The organism is Caldimonas thermodepolymerans (assembly GCF_015476235.1).
GTDB classification, from domain to species: domain Bacteria; phylum Pseudomonadota; class Gammaproteobacteria; order Burkholderiales; family Burkholderiaceae_C; genus Caldimonas; species Caldimonas thermodepolymerans.
Genome location: NZ_CP064338.1, coordinates 2,388,216 through 2,406,265 on the forward strand (window position 1 = coordinate 2,388,216; position 18,050 = coordinate 2,406,265).

General features: G+C 71.0%; 18 protein-coding genes and 1 riboswitch. Of the genes, 10 read left to right on the top strand and 8 right to left on the bottom strand.

What is annotated here, in order from left to right; translation table 11 throughout:
• The first annotated feature begins 4 nt into the window (after positions 1 to 4).
• A riboswitch (glycine riboswitch) is annotated at positions 5 to 119 on the top strand.
• Positions 120 to 172: 53 nt separating this feature from the next.
• The 5 genes from gcvT to IS481_RS11195 all read left to right on the top strand — a co-directional run bounded on the left by gcvT (position 173) and on the right by IS481_RS11195 (position 7,217).
• The gene (gene gcvT / locus IS481_RS11175) at positions 173 to 1,291 is read left to right on the top strand and encodes a glycine cleavage system aminomethyltransferase GcvT (protein WP_104358602.1); all 1,119 of its coding nucleotides are present in this window, start codon (positions 173 to 175) and stop codon (positions 1,289 to 1,291) included.
• A gap of 87 nt (positions 1,292 to 1,378) precedes the next feature.
• Complete coding sequence (gcvH, locus tag IS481_RS11180) at positions 1,379 to 1,756, top strand: glycine cleavage system protein GcvH (RefSeq protein ID WP_104358603.1); 378 nt, start codon at positions 1,379 to 1,381, stop codon at positions 1,754 to 1,756.
• Positions 1,757 to 1,823: 67 nt separating this feature from the next.
• Positions 1,824 to 4,727, top strand: a complete 2,904-nt coding sequence (gcvP, locus tag IS481_RS11185; RefSeq protein WP_104358604.1) for an aminomethyl-transferring glycine dehydrogenase — start codon at positions 1,824 to 1,826, stop codon at positions 4,725 to 4,727.
• Between the two features lie 14 nt (positions 4,728 to 4,741).
• Entirely contained in the window at positions 4,742 to 5,809 is a 1,068-nt protein-coding gene (locus IS481_RS11190; protein ID WP_104358605.1) for a threonine aldolase family protein, read from the top strand.
• A 16-nt stretch (positions 5,810 to 5,825) separates the two neighbouring features.
• Positions 5,826 to 7,217, top strand: coding sequence for an L-serine ammonia-lyase (locus tag IS481_RS11195; protein WP_104358606.1), 1,392 nt, complete (start codon positions 5,826 to 5,828; stop codon positions 7,215 to 7,217).
• A 56-nt stretch (positions 7,218 to 7,273) separates the two neighbouring features.
• On the opposite strand, the gene pal is transcribed toward IS481_RS11195, so the two are convergent.
• From pal to IS481_RS11215, 4 genes are all read right to left on the bottom strand, one after another.
• A complete protein-coding gene (pal, locus tag IS481_RS11200; RefSeq protein WP_232529256.1) occupies positions 7,274 to 7,660 on the bottom strand; it encodes a peptidoglycan-associated lipoprotein Pal in 387 nt (128 codons plus the stop codon).
• A gap of 285 nt (positions 7,661 to 7,945) precedes the next feature.
• Entirely contained in the window at positions 7,946 to 9,166 is a 1,221-nt protein-coding gene (locus IS481_RS11205) for an MFS transporter (protein ID WP_104358608.1), read from the bottom strand.
• Positions 9,167 to 9,174: 8 nt separating this feature from the next.
• Positions 9,175 to 10,278, bottom strand: a complete 1,104-nt coding sequence (gene aroC, locus IS481_RS11210; protein WP_104358609.1) for a chorismate synthase — start codon at positions 10,276 to 10,278, stop codon at positions 9,175 to 9,177.
• Between the two features lie 215 nt (positions 10,279 to 10,493).
• Positions 10,494 to 10,958: a CBS domain-containing protein gene (locus tag IS481_RS11215; RefSeq protein WP_104358610.1), complete on the bottom strand. Its 465-nt coding sequence runs from the start codon at positions 10,956 to 10,958 to the stop codon at positions 10,494 to 10,496.
• A gap of 147 nt (positions 10,959 to 11,105) precedes the next feature.
• On the opposite strand from IS481_RS11215, the gene IS481_RS11220 reads away from it, so the two are divergent.
• The 3 genes from IS481_RS11220 to IS481_RS11230 are packed head-to-tail and all read left to right on the top strand — an operon-like array spanning position 11,106 to position 13,575.
• A complete protein-coding gene (locus tag IS481_RS11220) occupies positions 11,106 to 12,413 on the top strand; it encodes an O-acetylhomoserine aminocarboxypropyltransferase (RefSeq protein ID WP_104358611.1) in 1,308 nt (435 codons plus the stop codon).
• Complete coding sequence (locus tag IS481_RS11225; RefSeq protein ID WP_104358612.1) at positions 12,410 to 13,246, top strand: alpha/beta fold hydrolase; 837 nt, start codon at positions 12,410 to 12,412, stop codon at positions 13,244 to 13,246. The genes IS481_RS11220 and IS481_RS11225 overlap by 4 nt, the downstream gene beginning before the upstream one ends.
• Positions 13,243 to 13,575 carry an Mpo1-like protein gene (locus tag IS481_RS11230; protein ID WP_104358613.1) on the top strand — a complete coding sequence of 111 codons (333 nt, stop codon included), beginning with the start codon at positions 13,243 to 13,245 and terminating at the stop codon, positions 13,573 to 13,575. The genes IS481_RS11225 and IS481_RS11230 overlap by 4 nt, the downstream gene beginning before the upstream one ends.
• A 15-nt stretch (positions 13,576 to 13,590) precedes the next feature.
• Here the strand turns inward: IS481_RS11230 and IS481_RS11235 are convergent, their stop codons facing one another.
• Entirely contained in the window at positions 13,591 to 14,829 is a 1,239-nt protein-coding gene (locus tag IS481_RS11235; RefSeq protein ID WP_104358614.1) for a YihY family inner membrane protein, read from the bottom strand.
• 19 nt (positions 14,830 to 14,848) lie between these two features.
• Here IS481_RS11235 and IS481_RS11240 point away from each other — a divergent pair, with 19 nt between their 5' ends.
• Entirely contained in the window at positions 14,849 to 15,226 is a 378-nt protein-coding gene (locus IS481_RS11240) for a DUF2069 domain-containing protein (protein ID WP_194963294.1), read from the top strand.
• Positions 15,223 to 16,635 carry an FAD-binding oxidoreductase gene (locus IS481_RS11245; RefSeq protein ID WP_104358616.1) on the top strand — a complete coding sequence of 471 codons (1,413 nt, stop codon included), beginning with the start codon at positions 15,223 to 15,225 and terminating at the stop codon, positions 16,633 to 16,635. Before IS481_RS11240 ends, IS481_RS11245 begins: the two co-directional genes overlap by 4 nt.
• A 9-nt stretch (positions 16,636 to 16,644) precedes the next feature.
• On the opposite strand, the gene IS481_RS11250 is transcribed toward IS481_RS11245, so the two are convergent.
• Genes IS481_RS11250 through IS481_RS11260 form a run of 3 tightly spaced genes read right to left on the bottom strand, consistent with a single transcriptional unit; the run spans position 16,645 to position 18,050 of the window.
• On the bottom strand, positions 16,645 to 17,100 hold the full coding sequence (locus IS481_RS11250; RefSeq protein ID WP_104358617.1) for a DUF1178 family protein: 456 nt from the start codon (positions 17,098 to 17,100) through the stop codon (positions 16,645 to 16,647).
• Positions 17,101 to 17,137: 37 nt separating this feature from the next.
• A complete protein-coding gene (locus IS481_RS11255) occupies positions 17,138 to 17,743 on the bottom strand; it encodes an NUDIX domain-containing protein (protein WP_104358618.1) in 606 nt (201 codons plus the stop codon).
• Positions 17,744 to 17,747: 4 nt separating this feature from the next.
• Positions 17,748 to 18,050 carry a DUF2818 family protein gene (locus tag IS481_RS11260; RefSeq protein WP_104358619.1) on the bottom strand — a complete coding sequence of 101 codons (303 nt, stop codon included), beginning with the start codon at positions 18,048 to 18,050 and terminating at the stop codon, positions 17,748 to 17,750.

Consider the following 18,050-nt stretch of genomic DNA (forward strand, 5'->3'; position numbering starts at 1 on the left):
AAGGCGTCACCTCACTGGAGAGAGGCGGGCTGCTTGCCTGCCCACCGAAGGGGCAAGTCGCGGCGCACCCGCAGGGTGCAGCGGCCAATCTCTCAGGTAAAGCGGACAGCGAGGGCAGAGCTCCACCGCGCAGGCGGTGGTCGCAAAGAGAGCCCTCGGGAAGAAGCCAGCCATGTCCGCCACCGACCAGACCCTCAAGACCCCGCTGCACGCGCTGCACCTCGAACTGGGTGCCCGCATGGTGCCGTTTGCCGGCTACGAGATGCCGCTGCACTACACCGGCATCCTGGCCGAACACCGCCACTGCCGGGAAGCCGCCGCCCTGTTCGACGTCTCGCACATGGGCCAGCTGCGCCTGGTCGGCCCGGACGCCGCCACGGCGCTGGAATCGCTGGTGCCGGTCGACGTGGTCGACCTGCCCGTCGGCAAGCAGCGCTACGCCTTCTTCACCAATGCCAACGGCGGCATCCTGGACGACCTGATGGTCACGCGCCGCGAGAACGACCTGTTCCTGGTCGTCAATGCGGCCTGCAAGGCGGCCGACCTGTCGCACCTGACCACCCACATCGGCCACCGCTGCAGCATCCAGCCGCTGCCCGACCAGGCCCTGCTCGCGCTGCAGGGCCCGCAGGCGGTGACCGCGCTGTCGCGCCTGGAGCCCTCGGTGGCGCGCCTGACCTTCATGAGCGGCAGCTTCTTCGAGCTGGCCGGCGCCGTATGCTTCGTGACCCGCTCGGGCTACACGGGCGAAGACGGCTTCGAGATCTCCGTGCCGGCCACCCAGGCCGAGGCGCTGGCGCGCGCACTGCTGGCACAACCCGAAGTCAAGCCCGCCGGCCTCGGCGCGCGCGACACACTGCGGCTGGAAGCCGGGCTGTGCCTGTACGGCCATGACATCGACGCCAACACGACGCCCGTCGAGGCCGGCCTGACCTGGGCGATCCAGAAGGTGCGCCGCGCCGGCGGCGCCCGGGCCGGCGGCTACCCCGGCGCCACGGTGATCGACACGCATTTGGCCAACGGCACGATGAACAAGCGCGTCGGCCTGGTCGGCCTGGAGCGCGCACCGGTACGCGAAGGCACCAAGCTGGTCGACGGCCAGGGCCACACGCTGGGACGCGTGACCAGCGGCACCACCGGGCCGTCGCTCAACCAGCCGATCGCGATGGCCTACCTGGCGGTCAACCACGCCGCCCCCGGCTCCATCGTCTACGCCCTGGTGCGCGAGAAGCAGCTGCCGATGCGCGTGACGGCCATGCCGTTCGTGCCGCACCGCTACCACCGCGGCTGAGACCCGATGACCGGCCGGGCCGACCCTGTCGCCGCCCCGGCCTCCTCCCCGTTTCATTCCAACCTTGACCCGCTTGCAGGAGCAGCCATGACCGTGAAATACACCCCCGACCACGAATGGATCCAGATCGCCGGTGCCGACGGCATCGCCATGGTCGGCATCACCCACCATGCCCAGGACGCGCTCGGCGACGTCGTGTTCGTCGACCTGCCGGCCGTCGGCACCCAGCTGAAGCAGAAGGACGTCGCCGGCGTCGTGGAGTCGGTCAAGGCGGCCGCCGACCTGTACGCCCCGGTCAGCGGCGAAGTCGTCGAGGTCAACGAGGAGCTGCGCGCCGACCCGTCGCTGGCCAACAGCGACCCGCTCGGCAAGGGCTGGTTCTTCAAGATGCGCGTCGCCGACCCCGCCGAGCTGGACGCACTGCTCGACCAGACCGCCTACGACGACCTGGTGAAGAACGGCTGATCCTGCCTCCTGCCCGCCGCAGCGCCCCGCACGCTCCGGCCCCTGCCTTGCGCCCCGAAAGACCTCCATGCTGACGTCCGCCTCCGTGCCCCTGAGCGACCTCGAAGCCCACGACGATTTCGTCGAACGCCACATCGGCGTCACGCCCGCCGACGAAGCCCACATGCTGTCGGTGATCGGCGCCGCCTCGCGGGCCGCGCTGATCGACACCGTGGTGCCCGCCTCGATCCGCCGCAGCTCCGCGATGAACCTGCCGCCGCCGGCCTCCGAGGCCGAGGCGCTGCGCGAGCTCAAGGCCATCGCCAGCCGCAACCGCGTGCTCAAGAGCTTCATCGGCCAGGGCTACCACGGCACGCACCTGCCGGGCGTCATCCTGCGCAACGTGCTCGAGAACCCCGCCTGGTACACCGCCTACACGCCCTACCAGGCCGAGATCTCGCAGGGCCGCATGGAAGCGCTGATCAACTTCCAGACCATGGTCAGCGACCTCACCGGGCTGGCGATCGCCAACGCCTCGATGCTGGACGAGGCCACCGCCGCGGCCGAGGCGATGACGCTGGCCGCGCGCGCGGGCAAATCGAAGTCGAACGTGTTCTACGTCGCCGCCGACGTGCTGCCGCAGACGCTGGAGGTGGTGCGCACCCGCGCGCGCCCGCTGGGCATCGAGGTGCGCGTGTTCGGTGGTGACGAGCCGCTGCAGGACGACAGCTTCGCGGTGCTGCTGCAGTACCCGGGCGTCGACGGCGCGGTGCGCGACTGGCGCGAATGGATCGCCGCCTACCACGCACGCGGCGGCCTGGTGCTGATGGCGGCCGACCTGCTGGCGCTGACGCTGCTGGTGCCGCCGGGAGAGCTGGGCGCCGACATCGCGCTGGGCACCACGCAGCGCTTCGGCATGCCGATGGGCAATGGCGGCCCGCACGCCGCCTACCTCGCGTGCAAGGACGAATTCAAGCGCTCGATGCCCGGCCGGCTGGTGGGCGTGAGCATCGACGCGCACGGCCACACCGCCTATCGCCTCGCGCTGCAGACGCGCGAGCAGCACATCCGCCGCGAGAAGGCCACCTCCAACATCTGCACCGCGCAGGTGCTGCCGGCGGTGATCGCCAGCATGTACGCGGTCTACCACGGCCCGCAGGGCCTGAAGCGCATCGCGCAACGCGTGGCCAGCTACACCGCCATCCTGGCCCAGGGGCTGCGCCAGCTGGGCTGGACGCTGCGCCACGACACCGCGTTCGACACCGTCACGGTGCAGACCGACGGCAAGACCGACACCATCCTGGTCGACGCGACCGGCCGCGGCATGAACCTGCGCCGTGCGGCGCCCGACGCGGTGGGCATCTCGCTGGACGAGACCACCACGCGCGAGGACATCGTCGCGCTGTGGGAGGTGTTCGCCGAGGTGAAGGCCCAGGGCCAGGCGCTGCCCTCGTTCGGGCAGTTCGAACAGGGCGTGGCGACGCTGCTGCCACCCGCGCTGCTGCGCAGCAGCCCGTACCTGACGCACCCGGTCTTCAACAGCTACCACTCCGAGACCGAGATGCTGCGCTACCTGCGCGCGCTGGCGGACAAGGACCTGGCGCTGGACCGCACGATGATCCCGCTCGGCTCGTGCACCATGAAGCTCAACGCGACCAGCGAGATGATCCCCATCACCTGGCCGGAGTTCGCCGACGTGCACCCGTTCGCGCCGCGCGACCAGCTGGCCGGCTACGAGCTGCTGGACCAGCAGCTGCAGCAGTGGCTGTGCCAGGCCACCGGCTATGCCGGCGCGTCGCTGCAGCCGAACGCCGGCTCGCAGGGCGAGTACGCCGGGCTGCTGGTCATCAAGGCCTACCACGAGGCGCGCGGCGAGGCGCACCGCAACGTCTGCCTGATCCCTGAATCGGCGCACGGCACCAACCCGGCCAGCGCCCAGATGGCCGGCATGAAGGTGGTGGTGGTGCGCTGCGACCGCGACGGCAACGTCGACCTCGACGACCTGCGCGCGAAGTGCGGGCAGCACGCCCGCGAGCTGGCGGCGGTGATGATCACCTACCCGTCCACGCACGGCGTGTTCGAGGCGCGCGTCAAGGAGCTGTGCGAGATCGTGCACGCCCATGGCGGGCGCGTCTACGTGGACGGCGCGAACATGAACGCGCTGGTCGGCATCGCCGCGCCGGGCGAGTTCGGCGGCGACGTCTCGCACCTGAACCTGCACAAGACCTTCTGCATCCCGCACGGCGGTGGTGGCCCGGGCGTCGGCCCGGTGTGCGTGGTCGAGGACCTGGTGCCCTTCCTGCCCGGTCACCGCACGGCCGGCCTGGGCGCCGGCACCCAGGTCGGCGCGGTCAGCGCCGCGCCGCTGGGCAACGCCTCGGTGCTGCCCATCTCCTGGATGTACCTGCGCATGATGGGTGCGCAGGGGCTGCGCGCCGCCACCGAGGCCGCGATCCTGAACGCCAACTACATCGCCGCGCGCCTGCAGGACCACTACCCCATCCTCTACCACGGCGGCACCGCGCTCAAGGGCGGCGGCGTCGCGCACGAGTGCATCCTGGACCTGCGCCCGCTGAAGGAGTCGGCCGGCGTCACCGCCGAGGACGTGGCCAAGCGCCTGATCGACTACGGCTTCCACGCGCCGACACTGAGCTTCCCGGTGGCCGGCACGCTGATGGTCGAACCGACCGAAAGCGAGTCGCTGGCCGAGCTGGACCGCTTCTGCGACGCGATGATCGCGATCCGCGAGGAGATCCGCCGCATCGAGCAGGGCCAGTGGCCGCGCGACGACAACCCGCTCAAGCACGCGCCGCACACGGCCGAGGCGCTGGTGGCGGCCGAGTGGAGCCACGCCTACACCCGCGAGGAAGCCGCCTACCCGGTGCCGGCGCTGCGCCGCCGCAAGTACTGGGCGCCGGTCGGCCGCATCGACAACGTCTACGGCGACCGCAACCTGTTCTGCAGCTGCGTGCCGGTGTCCGAGTACAAGTAACAACGGAGACGCCCATGCCTTCGGAGCGCACTTCCTTGCATCAGCAGTTCGCCAGCGACAACTACGCGGGCGTGTGCCCGGAGGCCCTGCACTGGTTCCTGCAGGCCAACCAGAGCGGCCACCAGCCCGGCTACGGCGAGGACGTCTGGACGCAGCGCTCGACGGACATGATCCGCGAGCTGTTCCAGACCGACTGCGACGTCTACTTCGTCTTCAACGGCACGGCGGCGAACTCGCTGGCGCTGGCGGCGATGTGCCAGAGCTACCACTCGGTGATCTGCACGCCGTACGCGCACGTCGAGACCGACGAGTGCGGCGGGCCGGAGTTCTTTTCCAACGGCTCCAAGCTGCTGGTCGCCGAAGGCGAGAGCCCGGCCGCGAAGCTGGGCAAGCTCACGCCCGACGCGGTCGAGGCACTCGTGACCAGGCGCAGCGACATCCACTACCCCAAGCCCAAGGTGGTCAGCCTCACGCAGGCCACCGAGCTGGGCACGCTCTACACCGTGGAGGAAGTGCGCGCGATCGCGGCGATCGCCAAGCGCCGCCACCTCAAGGTGCACATGGACGGCGCGCGCTTCGCCAACGCGGTGGCCGCGCTCGGCTGCCACCCGAGTGACATCACCTGGCGCGCCGGGGTGGACGTGCTGTGCTTCGGCGGCACCAAGAACGGCCTGCCGGTCGGCGAGGCGGTGGTGTTCTTCGACCGTGCGCTGTCGGAGGACTTCGCCTGGCGCGTCAAGCAGGCCGGGCAGCTTGCCTCCAAGATGCGCTTCATCTCGGCGCCCTGGGTCGGCATGCTGGAAAACGACACGTGGCTGCGCAACGCCCGCCACGCCAACGCGATGGCGCAGCGGCTGTACGCCGCGATCCGCGACCTGCCCGGCGTGCAGGTGCTGCACCCGCCGCAGGCGAACTCGGTGTTCGTGCAGCTGCCCGCCCCGGTGATCGGGCAGCTCTATGCACGCGGCTGGAAGTTCTACCAGTTCATCGCCGGCGGCGGCTGCCGGCTGATGTGCGCGTGGGACACGACCCCCGAGGCGGTCGACGCGTTCGCCGCCGACCTGGCCGAGGCGGCCGGCTGACGCGAAGGAGCACGCCATGGCCGTTTCCGTTTTCGACCTGTTCAAGATCGGCATCGGCCCGTCGAGCTCGCACACGGTGGGCCCGATGCGCGCGGCGCGCCTGTTCGCGCTGCGCCTGCAGCATGAAGGCCGGCTCGCGGCCACGGCCCGGGTGCGCTGCGAGCTGTACGGCTCGCTCGGCGCCACCGGCAAGGGCCACGGCAGCGACAAGGCCGTGCTGCTCGGCCTGGCCGGCCACGAGCCCGACACCGTCGACGTCGATGCGATCCCCGCGCTGCTGGAGGCCATCCGCGGCCCGCGCCGGCTGCCGCTGCTCGGCCAGCACGAGATCGCCTTCGACGAGGCGAGCGACCTGCAGTTCCTGCGCCACGAGTCGCTGCCCTTCCACGCCAACGGCATGCGCTTCGCCGCGTACGACGCGCAGGGGCAGGAGCTGGCCTCGCGCATCTACTACTCGGTGGGCGGCGGCTTCGTCGTCAGCGAGGACGTCGCCGCCGACGGCTCGCGCCAGAAGCGCATCGCGCCGGACACGACGGTGCTGCCCCTGCCCTTCCACACCGGCGCCGAGCTGCTGGCGATCACCGCGCGCGAGGGCTGCTCGATCGCCGAGGTGATGCGCCGCAACGAGCGCCACTGGCGCAGCGACGCGGAGATCGACGCCGGGCTGCTGGCGATCTGGCAGGTGATGCAGGACTGCGTCTCGCGCGGTTGCCGCAGCGAAGGCGTGCTGCCCGGCGGCTTCAAGGTGCGCCGGCGCGCAGCGGCCCTGTACCGGCAGCTGACCGCCCACCCCGAGGCGGCCCTCAAGGACCCGCTGCAGGTGCTGGACTGGGTGAACCTCTACGCGCTCGCGGTCAACGAGGAGAACGCCGCCGGCGGCCGGGTCGTGACCGCGCCGACCAACGGTGCGGCCGGCATCATCCCGGCAGTGCTGCACTACTACACCCGCTTCGTCCCCGGGGCAAACGATGCGGGGGTGGTCGACTTCCTGCTCACCGCCGGCGCGATCGGCATCCTCTACAAGGAGAACGCCTCGATCTCCGGCGCCGAGGTCGGCTGCCAGGGTGAGGTCGGCGTGGCCTGCTCGATGGCCGCCGGCGCGCTGTGCGCGGTGCTGGGCGGTACCCCGGCGCAGGTGGAGAACGCGGCCGAGATCGGCATGGAGCACCACCTGGGCCTGACCTGCGACCCGGTCGGTGGCCTGGTGCAGATCCCCTGCATCGAGCGCAACGCGATCGCCGCGGTGAAGGCGGTCAACGCGGCGCGCATGGCGTTGCGCGGCGACGGCAGCCACCACGTCTCGCTGGACAAGGTCATCAAGACCATGCGCGAGACCGGTGCCGACATGATGACCAAGTACAAGGAAACCGCACGCGGCGGCCTGGCCGTCAACATCGTCGAGTGCTGATCGGGCCGACAAAAAAAGGCCGGCACCGGCCGGCCTCGTGGTGCACGCGCAGCGCCTTACTGCAGGCGGAACTCGGCGCGACGGTTCTTGGACCAGACCTCCTCGCCGGTGCCCTGCACCGCGGGGCGCTCCTCGCCGTAGCTGATCGCCTCGAGCTGGTCGTCGTTGACCGCCAGCAGCTGCAGCGCCTTGCGCACGGCCTCGGCGCGGCGCTGGCCCAACGCCAGGTTGTACTCGTGGCTGCCGCGCTCGTCGGCGTGGCCCTCGATCGTCAGGCGGCGCTGCCGGTCATTGCGCAGCAGCTTGGCGTAGCCGTCGATCGTGCCGTGGTACTCCGGCCGGATCAACGAGCTGTCGAAGTCGAAATAGATGACCGGCGCGAGTCCTTGCTCGGCAGCGGCCAGGCTGGACGCATTGGGTGAACCGGCGTCGACCGTGGTCACCTGGGACTGCGCCGATTGCTGGCTGCTTGCCGTGCCGGCGGTCGCGCTGCCGGCAGCGGGCTCGCCGACCCTGGTGGAAGCACAACCGGCCAGCCATGCGGCGGCCACGAGCGCAGTGGCAAGAGAAACACGACGGAATTTCACTGTGACACCCCTGTCTTCTGGTGAATGGTGGAACGCCGGCCCCCGCCAAGACATGATCCTGAGCGGGGGTGCGGCGCGCAGCGTATCACGTCACGACGTAAGGTTTTGCAACATAAAGATGCAAGTTGCCCGCGGTTCTTGTCAAGACTCCGTCGCCGAAAGGGCCTTGTGCGCAGCCTGGCCGACGCGCCACGCCGCCAGCGCGGCCAGCGCCCCGGCCGCCGCCGCGGCCCAGAACACCGCCGCATAGCCGGCCGCCTCGCTCAGCGCACCGCCGGCCACGCCACCCAGCACGCCCGGCAGCCCGTAGCCGAGCACGGTGTACAGCGCCTGCCCGCGCGCCCGCAGCCGGCCCGGGAAGTGCCGGGTGATCCAGGCCATGCAGACCGAGTGGTGCGCCGCGAAGGTGATTGCGTGCGCCGCCTGCGCCAGCAGCATCACGGTCAGGCTGGCGCCGAAGGCGGCGGTGGCGGCGAAGCGCAGCGCCGCGACGGCGCAGGCGAAGGCCAGCCAGCGCTCCAGCGTGCCGTGCCCGATCCAGCGGCCCTGCACCAGGAACCAGCCGATCTCGGCGACCACCGACACCGCCCACAGCAGGCCCACCGCGTCGCGCCCGTAGCCCAGCGCGTCCAGGTGCAGCGAGAAGAACGCGTACAGGCTCATGTGCGCGAGCACCATGAAGAAGGCCGAGGCAAAGAACCACCGCACCGGGCGCTGCGCGAGCACCGGCCGCAGCGGCGGCGCGGCCGGCGCGCCCTCGTCGGCCGCCTTGTCGGCGGGCAGCTGCCGGCACGCGAGCACCAGCGCGAACAGGATCAGCACCACGCCCGGCGCAAACCAGCGCAGGCCCATGCGGTCGAACCAGAAGCCGAAGGCGACGACGGTGACGATGAAGCCGATCGAGCCCCACACCCGGATGCGCCCGTAGCGACCCACGTCCAGCCCCCGCTCGGTGCTGACGCGCTGCGCCAGCGCCGCCTCCGCCATCGGCATCATCGCGCTGGTGTTCATGAACATCAGGAACAGCACCAGCCCGACGTAGCCCGCGTGCGGGGCGATCCAGCCGGGCGTCGGCAGCAGCCCGGCCCCGCACAGGCAGGCCGCGGTGGAGGCGATGCGCAGCAGCCGGATGCGCCGGCCGGTGTGGTCGGCGACCCAGGCCCAGGCATAGGGCGCCACCACCCGCGTGGCGCTCTGCACCGCCACCAGCGCCCCGATCGTGAACGCGCCGAAGCCCAGCTCGCTGAGCCACAGCGGCAGGTAGGGATTGAAGTAGCCGATGAAGGCGAAGTAGACCCCCGACAGGGCCGCGAACCGCCACAGGTCGCCCCGCGGCGCGGTCGCGGCCGGCCCCGTGGGCATGGGCGCGCTCAGTCCGGCGCGCGGCCGGGAATGCGCGGGGTGTCGACCCGCACGTCCCCGCACTGCGCACGGTGGCGCAGCGCGTGGTCCATCAGCACCAGGGCCAGCATGGCCTCGGCGATGGGCGTGGCGCGGATGCCCACGCAGGGATCGTGGCGGCCGTGGGTCTCCACCGTGACGGGCTGGCCCGCCAGGTCGATCGAGGCGCGCGGGGTGCGGATCGAGCTGGTGGGCTTGATCGCGATCGAGACGGTGATGTCCTGGCCGGTGCTGATGCCGCCCAGCACGCCGCCCGCATGGTTGCTGCGGAAGCCTTGCGGCGTCAGCTCGTCGCCGTGCTCGGTGCCCTTCTGCGCCACCGACGCAAAGCCGGCGCCGATCTCCACGCCCTTGACCGCGTTGATGCCCATCATCGCGTAGGCGATGTCTGCGTCGAGCTTGTCGAACAGCGGCGCGCCCAGCCCCACGGGGACGTTGCAGGCCTCGACGTGGATGCGCGCGCCGACCGAGTCGCCGGCCTTGCGCAGCGCGTCCATGTAGGACTCGAGCTGCGGGACGATGCCCGCATTGGGCGCGAAGAAGGGGTTGTGCGGCACGTGGTCCCAGGACTCGAACGGGATCTCGATCTCGCCCAGCTGCGTCATGCAGCCGCGGAAGGTCGTGCCGTACTGCTGGCGCAGCCACTTCTTGGCGACCGCGCCGGCCCCGACCATCGGTGCGGTCAGGCGCGCCGACGACCGGCCGCCGCCGCGCGGGTCGCGGATGCCGTACTTGTGCCAGTAGGTGTAGTCGGCGTGCCCCGGCCGGAACGTCTGCAGGATGTTGCCGTAGTCCTTGCTGCGCTGGTCGGTGTTGCGGATCAGCAGGCAGATCGGCGTGCCGGTGGTGTGGCCCTCGTAGACGCCGGACAGGATCTCCACCGCGTCCGGCTCGTTGCGCTGCGTGACGTGGCGCGAGGTGCCGGGACGGCGGCGGTCCAGGTCGGGCTGGATGTCGGCCTCGGACAGCTCCAGGCCCGGGGGGCAGCCGTCGATCACGCAGCCGATGGCCGGGCCATGCGACTCGCCGAAATTGGTAACGCGAAACAGGGTGCCGAAGGTGCTGCCGGACATGGAAAGGAAAGGAGCTGCAGGCTGCAAGCCCGCGGGTCATGGAGCGGTGGCGCGGGCCACCATGCAGGAAGACGGAATTTTAAGTCGCCGCCCGCCACCCCGCGCGCGCCGGCCGCACCGCGACGCAGGGTCGCTGGCTGCACCCGGCACGGTCCGTCCCGCCGGCTCGACGGACCCGCGCCAGGGCAGCGGCTGCGGGCGCGCGCCAGCGCGCCTCAGAGCGTCTGCACCGGCTCGCCGCCGTCGGCGCCCGGCCAGTCGCGGATGTAGGCCTTGAGCATGCGGTTCTCGAAGTCCTGGCTGTCGACCACCGCCTTGGCCACGTCGTAGAACGAGATCACGCCCATCAGGGTGCGCTGGTTCATCACCGGCATGTAGCGGGCATGGCGGCCCAGCATCATGCGGCGCACCTCGTCGATCTCGGTCTCCAGCGTGCAGGTCAGCGGCGCGTTGTCCATCACCGTGCGCACGATGGTCTTGCCGACGGTGCCGCCGTTGTTGACGATGGCCTGGATCACCTCGCGGAAGGTGAGCATCCCGACCAGGTCGCCGTGCTCCATCACGACCAGCGAGCCGATGTCGTGCTCGGCCATGGTCTTGAGCGCCTCGCCGAGCGGCTGGTCTGGTGAAACCGTGAATAGCGCTCCGCCCTTGACGCGAAGAATATCGCTGACTTTCATCATTGCCTCCTGTTGCGGCCACGCCTGCCGGCGGCCAATGAGTGAACCAATATAGCCCACAATGCAAGAGGTGACCGGAAGCTGCTCGTGTCGGTGCGGTCACCGCCGCGTCGATCACCGGCGCCTTGCGCCTGACTGGAGACCGTCATGCCCGGATATGCCGACCCAGGTTTCGACACGCTGGCCCTGCACGCCGGCAGCGCGCCCGACCCCGCCACCGGGGCCCGCGCCGTGCCGATCTACCTGAGCACCTCCTTCGTGTTCGAGGACAGCGACCATGCCGCGGCGCTGTTCAACATGGAGCGCTCGGGCCATGTCTACTCGCGCATCTCCAACCCCACCACCGCGGTCCTGGAGGAGCGCATCGCGGCGCTGGAGGGCGGGGTCGGCGCGATCGCCACCGCCAGCGGCCAGGCCGCGCTGCACCTGGCGATCGCCACGCTGATGGGTGCCGGCTCGCACATCGTCGCCAGCAGCGCGCTGTACGGCGGCTCGCACAACCTGCTCCACTACACGCTGGCGCGCTTCGGCATCGAGACCACCTTCGTGCAGCCCGGCGACATCGACGCCTGGCGCGCCGCGATCCGCCCCAACACGCGCCTGTTCTTCGGCGAGACGCTGGGCAACCCGGGGCTGGACGTGCTCGACATCCCCACCGTCAGCGCGATCGCGCACGAGCACGGCATCCCGCTGCTGGTCGACTCGACCTTCACCACGCCCTACCTGCTGAGGCCCTTCGAGCACGGCGCGGACCTGGTCTACCACTCGGCCACCAAGTTCCTCTCCGGCCACGGCACGGTGATCGGCGGCGTGCTGGTCGACAGCGGCCGCTTCGACTGGGAGGCCAGTGGGCGCTTCCCCGAGCTGACCGAGCCCTACGCCGGCTTCCACGACATGGTGTTCAGCGAGGAAAGCACCGTCGGCGCCTTCCTGCTGCGCGCGCGCCGCGAGGGCCTGCGCGACTTCGGCGCCTGCATGAGCCCGCACAGCGCGTGGCTGATCCTGCAGGGCGTGGAGACGCTGTCGATGCGCATGGAACGCCACGTCGAGAACACCCGCAAGGTGGTCGAGTTCCTCAGCAGGCACCCGATGGTCGAGCGCATCGCCTACCCCGAGCTTCCCGGCCATCCCAGCCACGAGCTGGCCAAGCGCCTGCTGCCGCGCGGCTGCGGCTCGGTGTTCAGCTTCGACCTCAAGGGCGACCGGGCCCAGGGCCGCAGGTTCATCGAGACGCTGCAGGTGTTCTCGCACCTGGCCAACGTCGGCGACTGCCGCTCGCTGGTGATCCACCCGGCCTCGACCACGCACTTCCGCATGGACGACGCGGCGCTGGCGCGCGCCGGCATCACCCAGGGCACGATCCGGCTGTCCATCGGGCTGGAGAGCGCCGACGACCTGATCGACGACCTGGGACGCGCGCTGAAGGCCGCGCAGAAGGCAGGAGGTGCCGCATGAAGCTCGTCGTGCAGCAACGCGAGGCCTACGCCTACACCGGCGGCAAGCCCTTCGACGGGCAACGGCCCTGCGTCGTGATGATCCACGGCGCGCTCAACGACCACAGCGTCTGGGGCCTGCAGAGCCGCTACCTCGCCCACCACGGCTGGAGCGTGCTGGCGGTGGACCTGCCCGGGCACGGGCGCAGCGCCGGCCCGGCCCTGCCGGACGTGGAGACGCTGGGCGCCTGGCTCGTCGACCTGCTGGCCGCCGCCGGCGTCGGGCGCGCCGCGCTGGTCGGGCACAGCATGGGCTCGCTGGTCGCGCTGGAGGCCGCCGCTGCCCTGGGCGAGCGCGCCACCCACCTGATCATGGTCGGCACCGCCTACCCGATGAAGGTCTCGCCCGCGCTGCTCGATGCGGCGCGCGACACGCCGCTGGTGGCGATCGACCGGGTGACCGCGTACTCGCATTCCACGCTCGCGCCCAAGCCGTCCGCCCCCGGGCCGGGCAGCTGGCTGCACGGCGGCAGCCGCGCGCTGATGCGCCGCATGCTGGAGCGCTATGCGGCGCAGCATGACGGGGCCAACCTGTTCGTGCACGACTTCGGCGTCTGCGACCGCTATGCCGGCGCCGAGCAGGCCGCCGCGCGGGTGCGCTGCCCGGTGCAGCTGCTGCTGGGCCGCCGTGACCAGATGACCTCGCCCAAGGCCACCGCGGACCTGGTGCGCTGGCTGCGCGCCGAGGTACGCCGGGTCGAGGCAGGGCACAACCTGATGGCGGAAGCCCCGGACGGGGTGTTGAATGCGATGAAGGACTTCCTGTCGTCCACCCTGAAGGAGCCTGTCGCATGAGCACGACCAGCGTCGCCACCGTCGATCCCAAGGCCTTCAAGAGCTTCGCGGAGTTCTACCCGTTCTACCTCTCGGAGCACAGCAACCGCACCTGCCGCCGGCTGCATTTCGTCGGCTCGACGCTCGCGCTGGTGTGCCTGGCGGCCCTGGTCGCCAGCGGCAACCCGTGGTGGTTCCTGGCCGGCCTGGTGTGCGGCTACGGCTTTGCCTGGATCGGGCACTTCGGCTTCGAGAAGAACAAGCCCGCCTCGTTCAAGCGCCCGCTGTACAGCTTCATGGGCGACTGGGTCATGTACAAGGACATCTGGACGGGCCGCATCCCGTTCTGACCCCGCGTCACCGGCTCAGGGCCGCAGCACGTCGGCCAGCGTCAGCGAGGCGAAGCCGGTGCGCTCCCAGAAGCGGCGCAGGTCGGCGCTGGGCTCGACCAGCAGCTGGGCGATGAGCGGCTGGGCCGGCGTGCGCTCCGGGTCGACCAGCAGCACGTAGCGCGCCGCGCCCTCCTCGTCGAGCCGGCCGACCCAGTCCAGCGCGACCAGCGTCTCCAGCACCGGCTCGATCTGCAGCGGGTCGGTGCGCAGCCGCTCGGCCAGGGTCTGCGCCGCGATGCCGTGGACGCTCTGCCCGCGCGCGGCCTGCAGCTCGCGCAACACCGTGACCGCAAGCTGGAAGCGCTGCCCCGGCGTGTCCGGGCGCCGCACCACGCGCATCTGCAGGCTTGGGGCGTAGGCCGCGATCACCGCGCCGAGCAGCACGATCAGCCATCCGAGGTAGATCCAGATCAGGAAGATCGGCACCGTCGCGAAGGTGCCGTACACCGCCGAGTAGGTCGGCACCTGGCGCAGGTACCAGGCGAGCAGCGCCTTGGCCAGCTCGAAGCTGGTCGCGACGAACAGCGCTCCGGCCAGTGCATGGGACCAGCGCACGTAGACGTTGGGGACGTAGCGGAACAGCGCCGCGATCGCCCCGACGAACAGGCCGAACTCGACGACGTTGAGCACCCAGTTCAGCACGGCGGAATAGTCGCCGCCGACCATACCGCGCGAGCGCGTCAGCGCGTACGAGGTCACCGACAGGCTCACCCCGAGCAGCAGCGGCCCCAGCGTGGCCGCGGCCCAGTACACCATCACGCGGTGCGCGATCGGACGCGGCTTGCGCACCCGCCAGATCGCGTTGAGCGTGCGGTCGATGGTCAGCATCAGCGCCAGCGCCGTGAACATCAGGAACACCAGGCCCGCCGTGCCGAGCCGGTTGGCGTTCAACGCGAACTGCGTGAGCGCCTTGAGCACCGGCTTGGCGATCGCGTCCGGCACCAGGCTCTGGATGAAGTAGCGCTCCAGCGCCGCCTGGAAGCGCGCGAACATCGGAAACGCCGTGAACACCGCCAGCGTCACCGTGAACAGCGGCACCAGCGAGATGATGGTGGTGAAGGTCAGGCTGCTGGCGGTCAGCGCCAGCCGGTCCTCGCGGAAGCGCTGCCACAGCGTCTTCAGCGTGTCCATCCACGGCCAGTCGTGCAGCGTCTGCACCAGCCAGGCCACCTGTTCACGCCAGGAGTGTCGCAGTCCCTGAGGAGAACTCATGGCCGCTATCATGCCATCGATGAATCACTCCCCCCTCGTGGACCGCACCCGCGCGCTGGCCGTCGGCAGCCTGCTCGCACTGATCGTGCTCGGCCTGGCCTGGGAGCTGTGGCTTGCCCCGCTGCGCCCCGGCGGCTCATGGCTGGCACTCAAGGTGCTGCCGCTGACCCTGCCGCTGGCCGGCCTGCTCAAGCGCCGCATGTACACCTACCGCTGGGTCAGCCTGCTGGTGTGGCTGTATTTCGCCGAAGGCATCGTGCGCGCCACCAGCGATCGTGGCCTGAGCGCCGCGCTGGCCGCCCTCGAGGTGGTGCTGTGCCTGCTGCTGTTCGTCGCCTGCGCGCTGCACGTGCGCGTGCGGCTCAAGAACGCCCGCCCTGCCCCGACCGCGCCATGACCGCTGCCCTGCTCGATGCCCTGCGCGCCATCGTCGGCGCGCCCCAGGTCCTGACCGACGGCGACCTGTCCGCCTGGGAGGTGGACTGGCGCAAGCGCTACCGCGGCAAGGCGCTGGCCGTCGTGCGGCCCGCCAGCACCGCGGAGGTCGCCGCGGTGGTGCGGGCCTGCGCCGCGCATGGCGCCTCCATCGTGCCGCAGGGCGGCAACACGGGGCTGGTCGGCGGCGCGGTGCCCGATGCGAGCGGCACCCAGGTGGTGCTAAGCCTGCAGCGGCTGAACCGCATCCGCGAGATCGACGCGGCCAACCTGACGATGACGGTGGAAGCCGGCTGCGTCCTGCAGGGCGTGCAGGAAGCCGCCGCGGCGCAGGGGCTGCTGTTCCCGCTGAGCCTTGCCGCCGAGGGCAGCTGCACGATCGGCGGCAACCTGGCCACCAACGCCGGTGGCACCCAGGTGCTGCGCTACGGCAACGCGCGCGAGCTGTGCCTGGGGCTGGAGGTCGTGACGCCCAACGGCGAGGTGTGGGACGGCCTGAGCGGCCTGCGCAAGGACAACACCGGCTACGACCTGCGTGACCTGTACATCGGCAGCGAGGGCACGCTCGGCATCATCACCGCCGCGGTGCTCAAGCTGCATCCCCAGCCGGCGGCCCAGGTCACGGCGCTGGCGGCGGTGCCGACGCTGGAGCAGGCGGTCGGCCTGCTGCAGCTCGCGCAGGCGAAGCTGGGGGCGGGCCTGACCGGCTTCGAGGTGATGGGGGCGTTCGCGCTCGAGCTGGTCGCGAAGCACTTTCCGCAGCTGCGCCAGCCGCTGCCGCCCTCCCCCTGGACCGTGCTGCTCGAGCAGTCGGACACCGAATCGGCCGAGCATGCGCGCGGCCTGTTCGACGCGATGCTCGAGGCCGCGCTGGAACGCGGGCTGATCACCGACGCGGTGGTGGCCGAAAGCCTCGAGCAGTCGCGCAGCCTCTGGCACCTGCGCGAATCGATCCCGCTCGCGCAGGCCGAGGAAGGCCTGAACATCAAGCACGACATCTCGGTGCCGGTCTCGCGCATCCCCGCCTTCGTCGCGAGCACCGACGCGCAGATCGCGCAGCGCTTCCCCGGCGCGCGGCTGGTGAACTTCGGGCACCTGGGCGACGGCAACCTGCACTACAACGTGCAGGCCCCGGAAGGCGTCGGCGCGGCGGCGTTCCTGCGCGAGCATGAGGCCGCCGTCAATGCGCTGGTGTACGACGCGGTGCTGGCCCACGGCGGCTCGATCTCGGCCGAGCACGGCATCGGCGCGCTCAAGCGCGACGAGCTGCCGCGCCGCAAGTCGCCGGTGGCGCTGCAGCTGATGCGCGCGATCAAGCGCGCGCTGGATCCGGCCAACCGGATGAATCCGGGGCGGGTCATCGCCCCCTGAGAGGCCGGCTCAGTGCGTCGGCTCCTTGAGGGCCGGCGGCAGGGGCAGCGGCATCACCTCGATGCCTTCCTCGAGCAGGGCCTCGGTCTCCTCGCGCGTGGCCTGGCCCCGGATGTTGCGGGCCTCGGCCTCGCCGTAGTGGATGCGGCGCGCCTCCTCGACGAAGCGCTCGCCCACGTCCTCGGTGTTCTCGACCACGTGCCGCAGCGCCCGCAGCCACAGGGCCTGCATCTCGGCCGCCGACGGCCCGGTGGCCACGTGGCGGCTGTCGTCGCCCGCCTTCTCGCCGCCCTTGCCGGCGCGCAGGTTCAGGCGCGGCGCGGTCGGCAGCTTGCTCACTTCGGTGTCCGAGCACAGCGGACAGCTGACCAGCCCGCGTTCCTGCTGGTCGCGGTAGTCATCCTCGGACGAAAACCAGCCTTCGAAGACATGGCCGTGTCGACACTGGAGGTTGAGCACCTTCATATGACGCGATTATCGGCAAAACCCCGGCCGCGCGCCTTCAGGACTCCCAGTGCAGCGGCCAGTGCCCGGCACGCCACTGCTGCAGCCACAGCAGCCCGATCATCGTCTTGGCATCGGTCACCCGGCCGTCGCGCACCCAGGCGGCCAGCTCGTCGACCGTCGCGGTGAACACGTCCAGGAACTCCCCGGGGTCCAGGTGCCGGTCCCCGGCCGAGAGCCCGCGCGCGAACCAGACCTGGATGGTCTCGTCCGAATAGGCGATGGCGTTGTTGAGCCGGCCGGCGCAGGCCCATTCGCGCGCCCGGTAGCCGGTTTCCTCGAACAGCTCGCGCTCGGCGCAGGCGCGCCCCGGCTCGCCGGGATCGAGCTTGCCGGCAGGGAACTCGACCATCACGCGCTGCAGCGGGTAACGGTACTGCCGTTCCAGCACCACGCGGCCGTCGTCCAGCAGCGGCACGATCATCACCGCCCCCGGGTGGGCGACGTACTCGCGCACGTCCTCCTGCCCGTCGGGCAGCTCGATGCGGTCCACGCGCACGTCCAGCAGGCGGCCGCGGAACACCTGGCGCGACTCGAGCCGCCGCTCCTCGAGGTGGCGGTCGTCGCGTTGCCAGGGGGTGTCGGGCGCAGTCCTGTCGCTCATGGCGTCACGGGCGATGGCGCCGCAGGTAGCGCCAGACGAAGCCGGGGAAAGCCAACGTCAGAAACAGGCAGACCGCCACCGCGTAGAACTCCCAGCCCTGCGCGTGGCGCTGCCCCTGCCGCGCCTCCAGGCCGAAGCCCAGGGCCAGCACGAGGCCGAACCACACCGCCAGCTCCAGCAGGCGCCAGGCCAGGGACTTGGGCGCACGGCGCGGGCCGACGAGGAACAGCCGGTCGTTGACGAACGGCAGGTTGGCACCCACCGCGGCGGCCAGCAGCACCAGCCAGACCGAGGCCGAGGCGCTCAC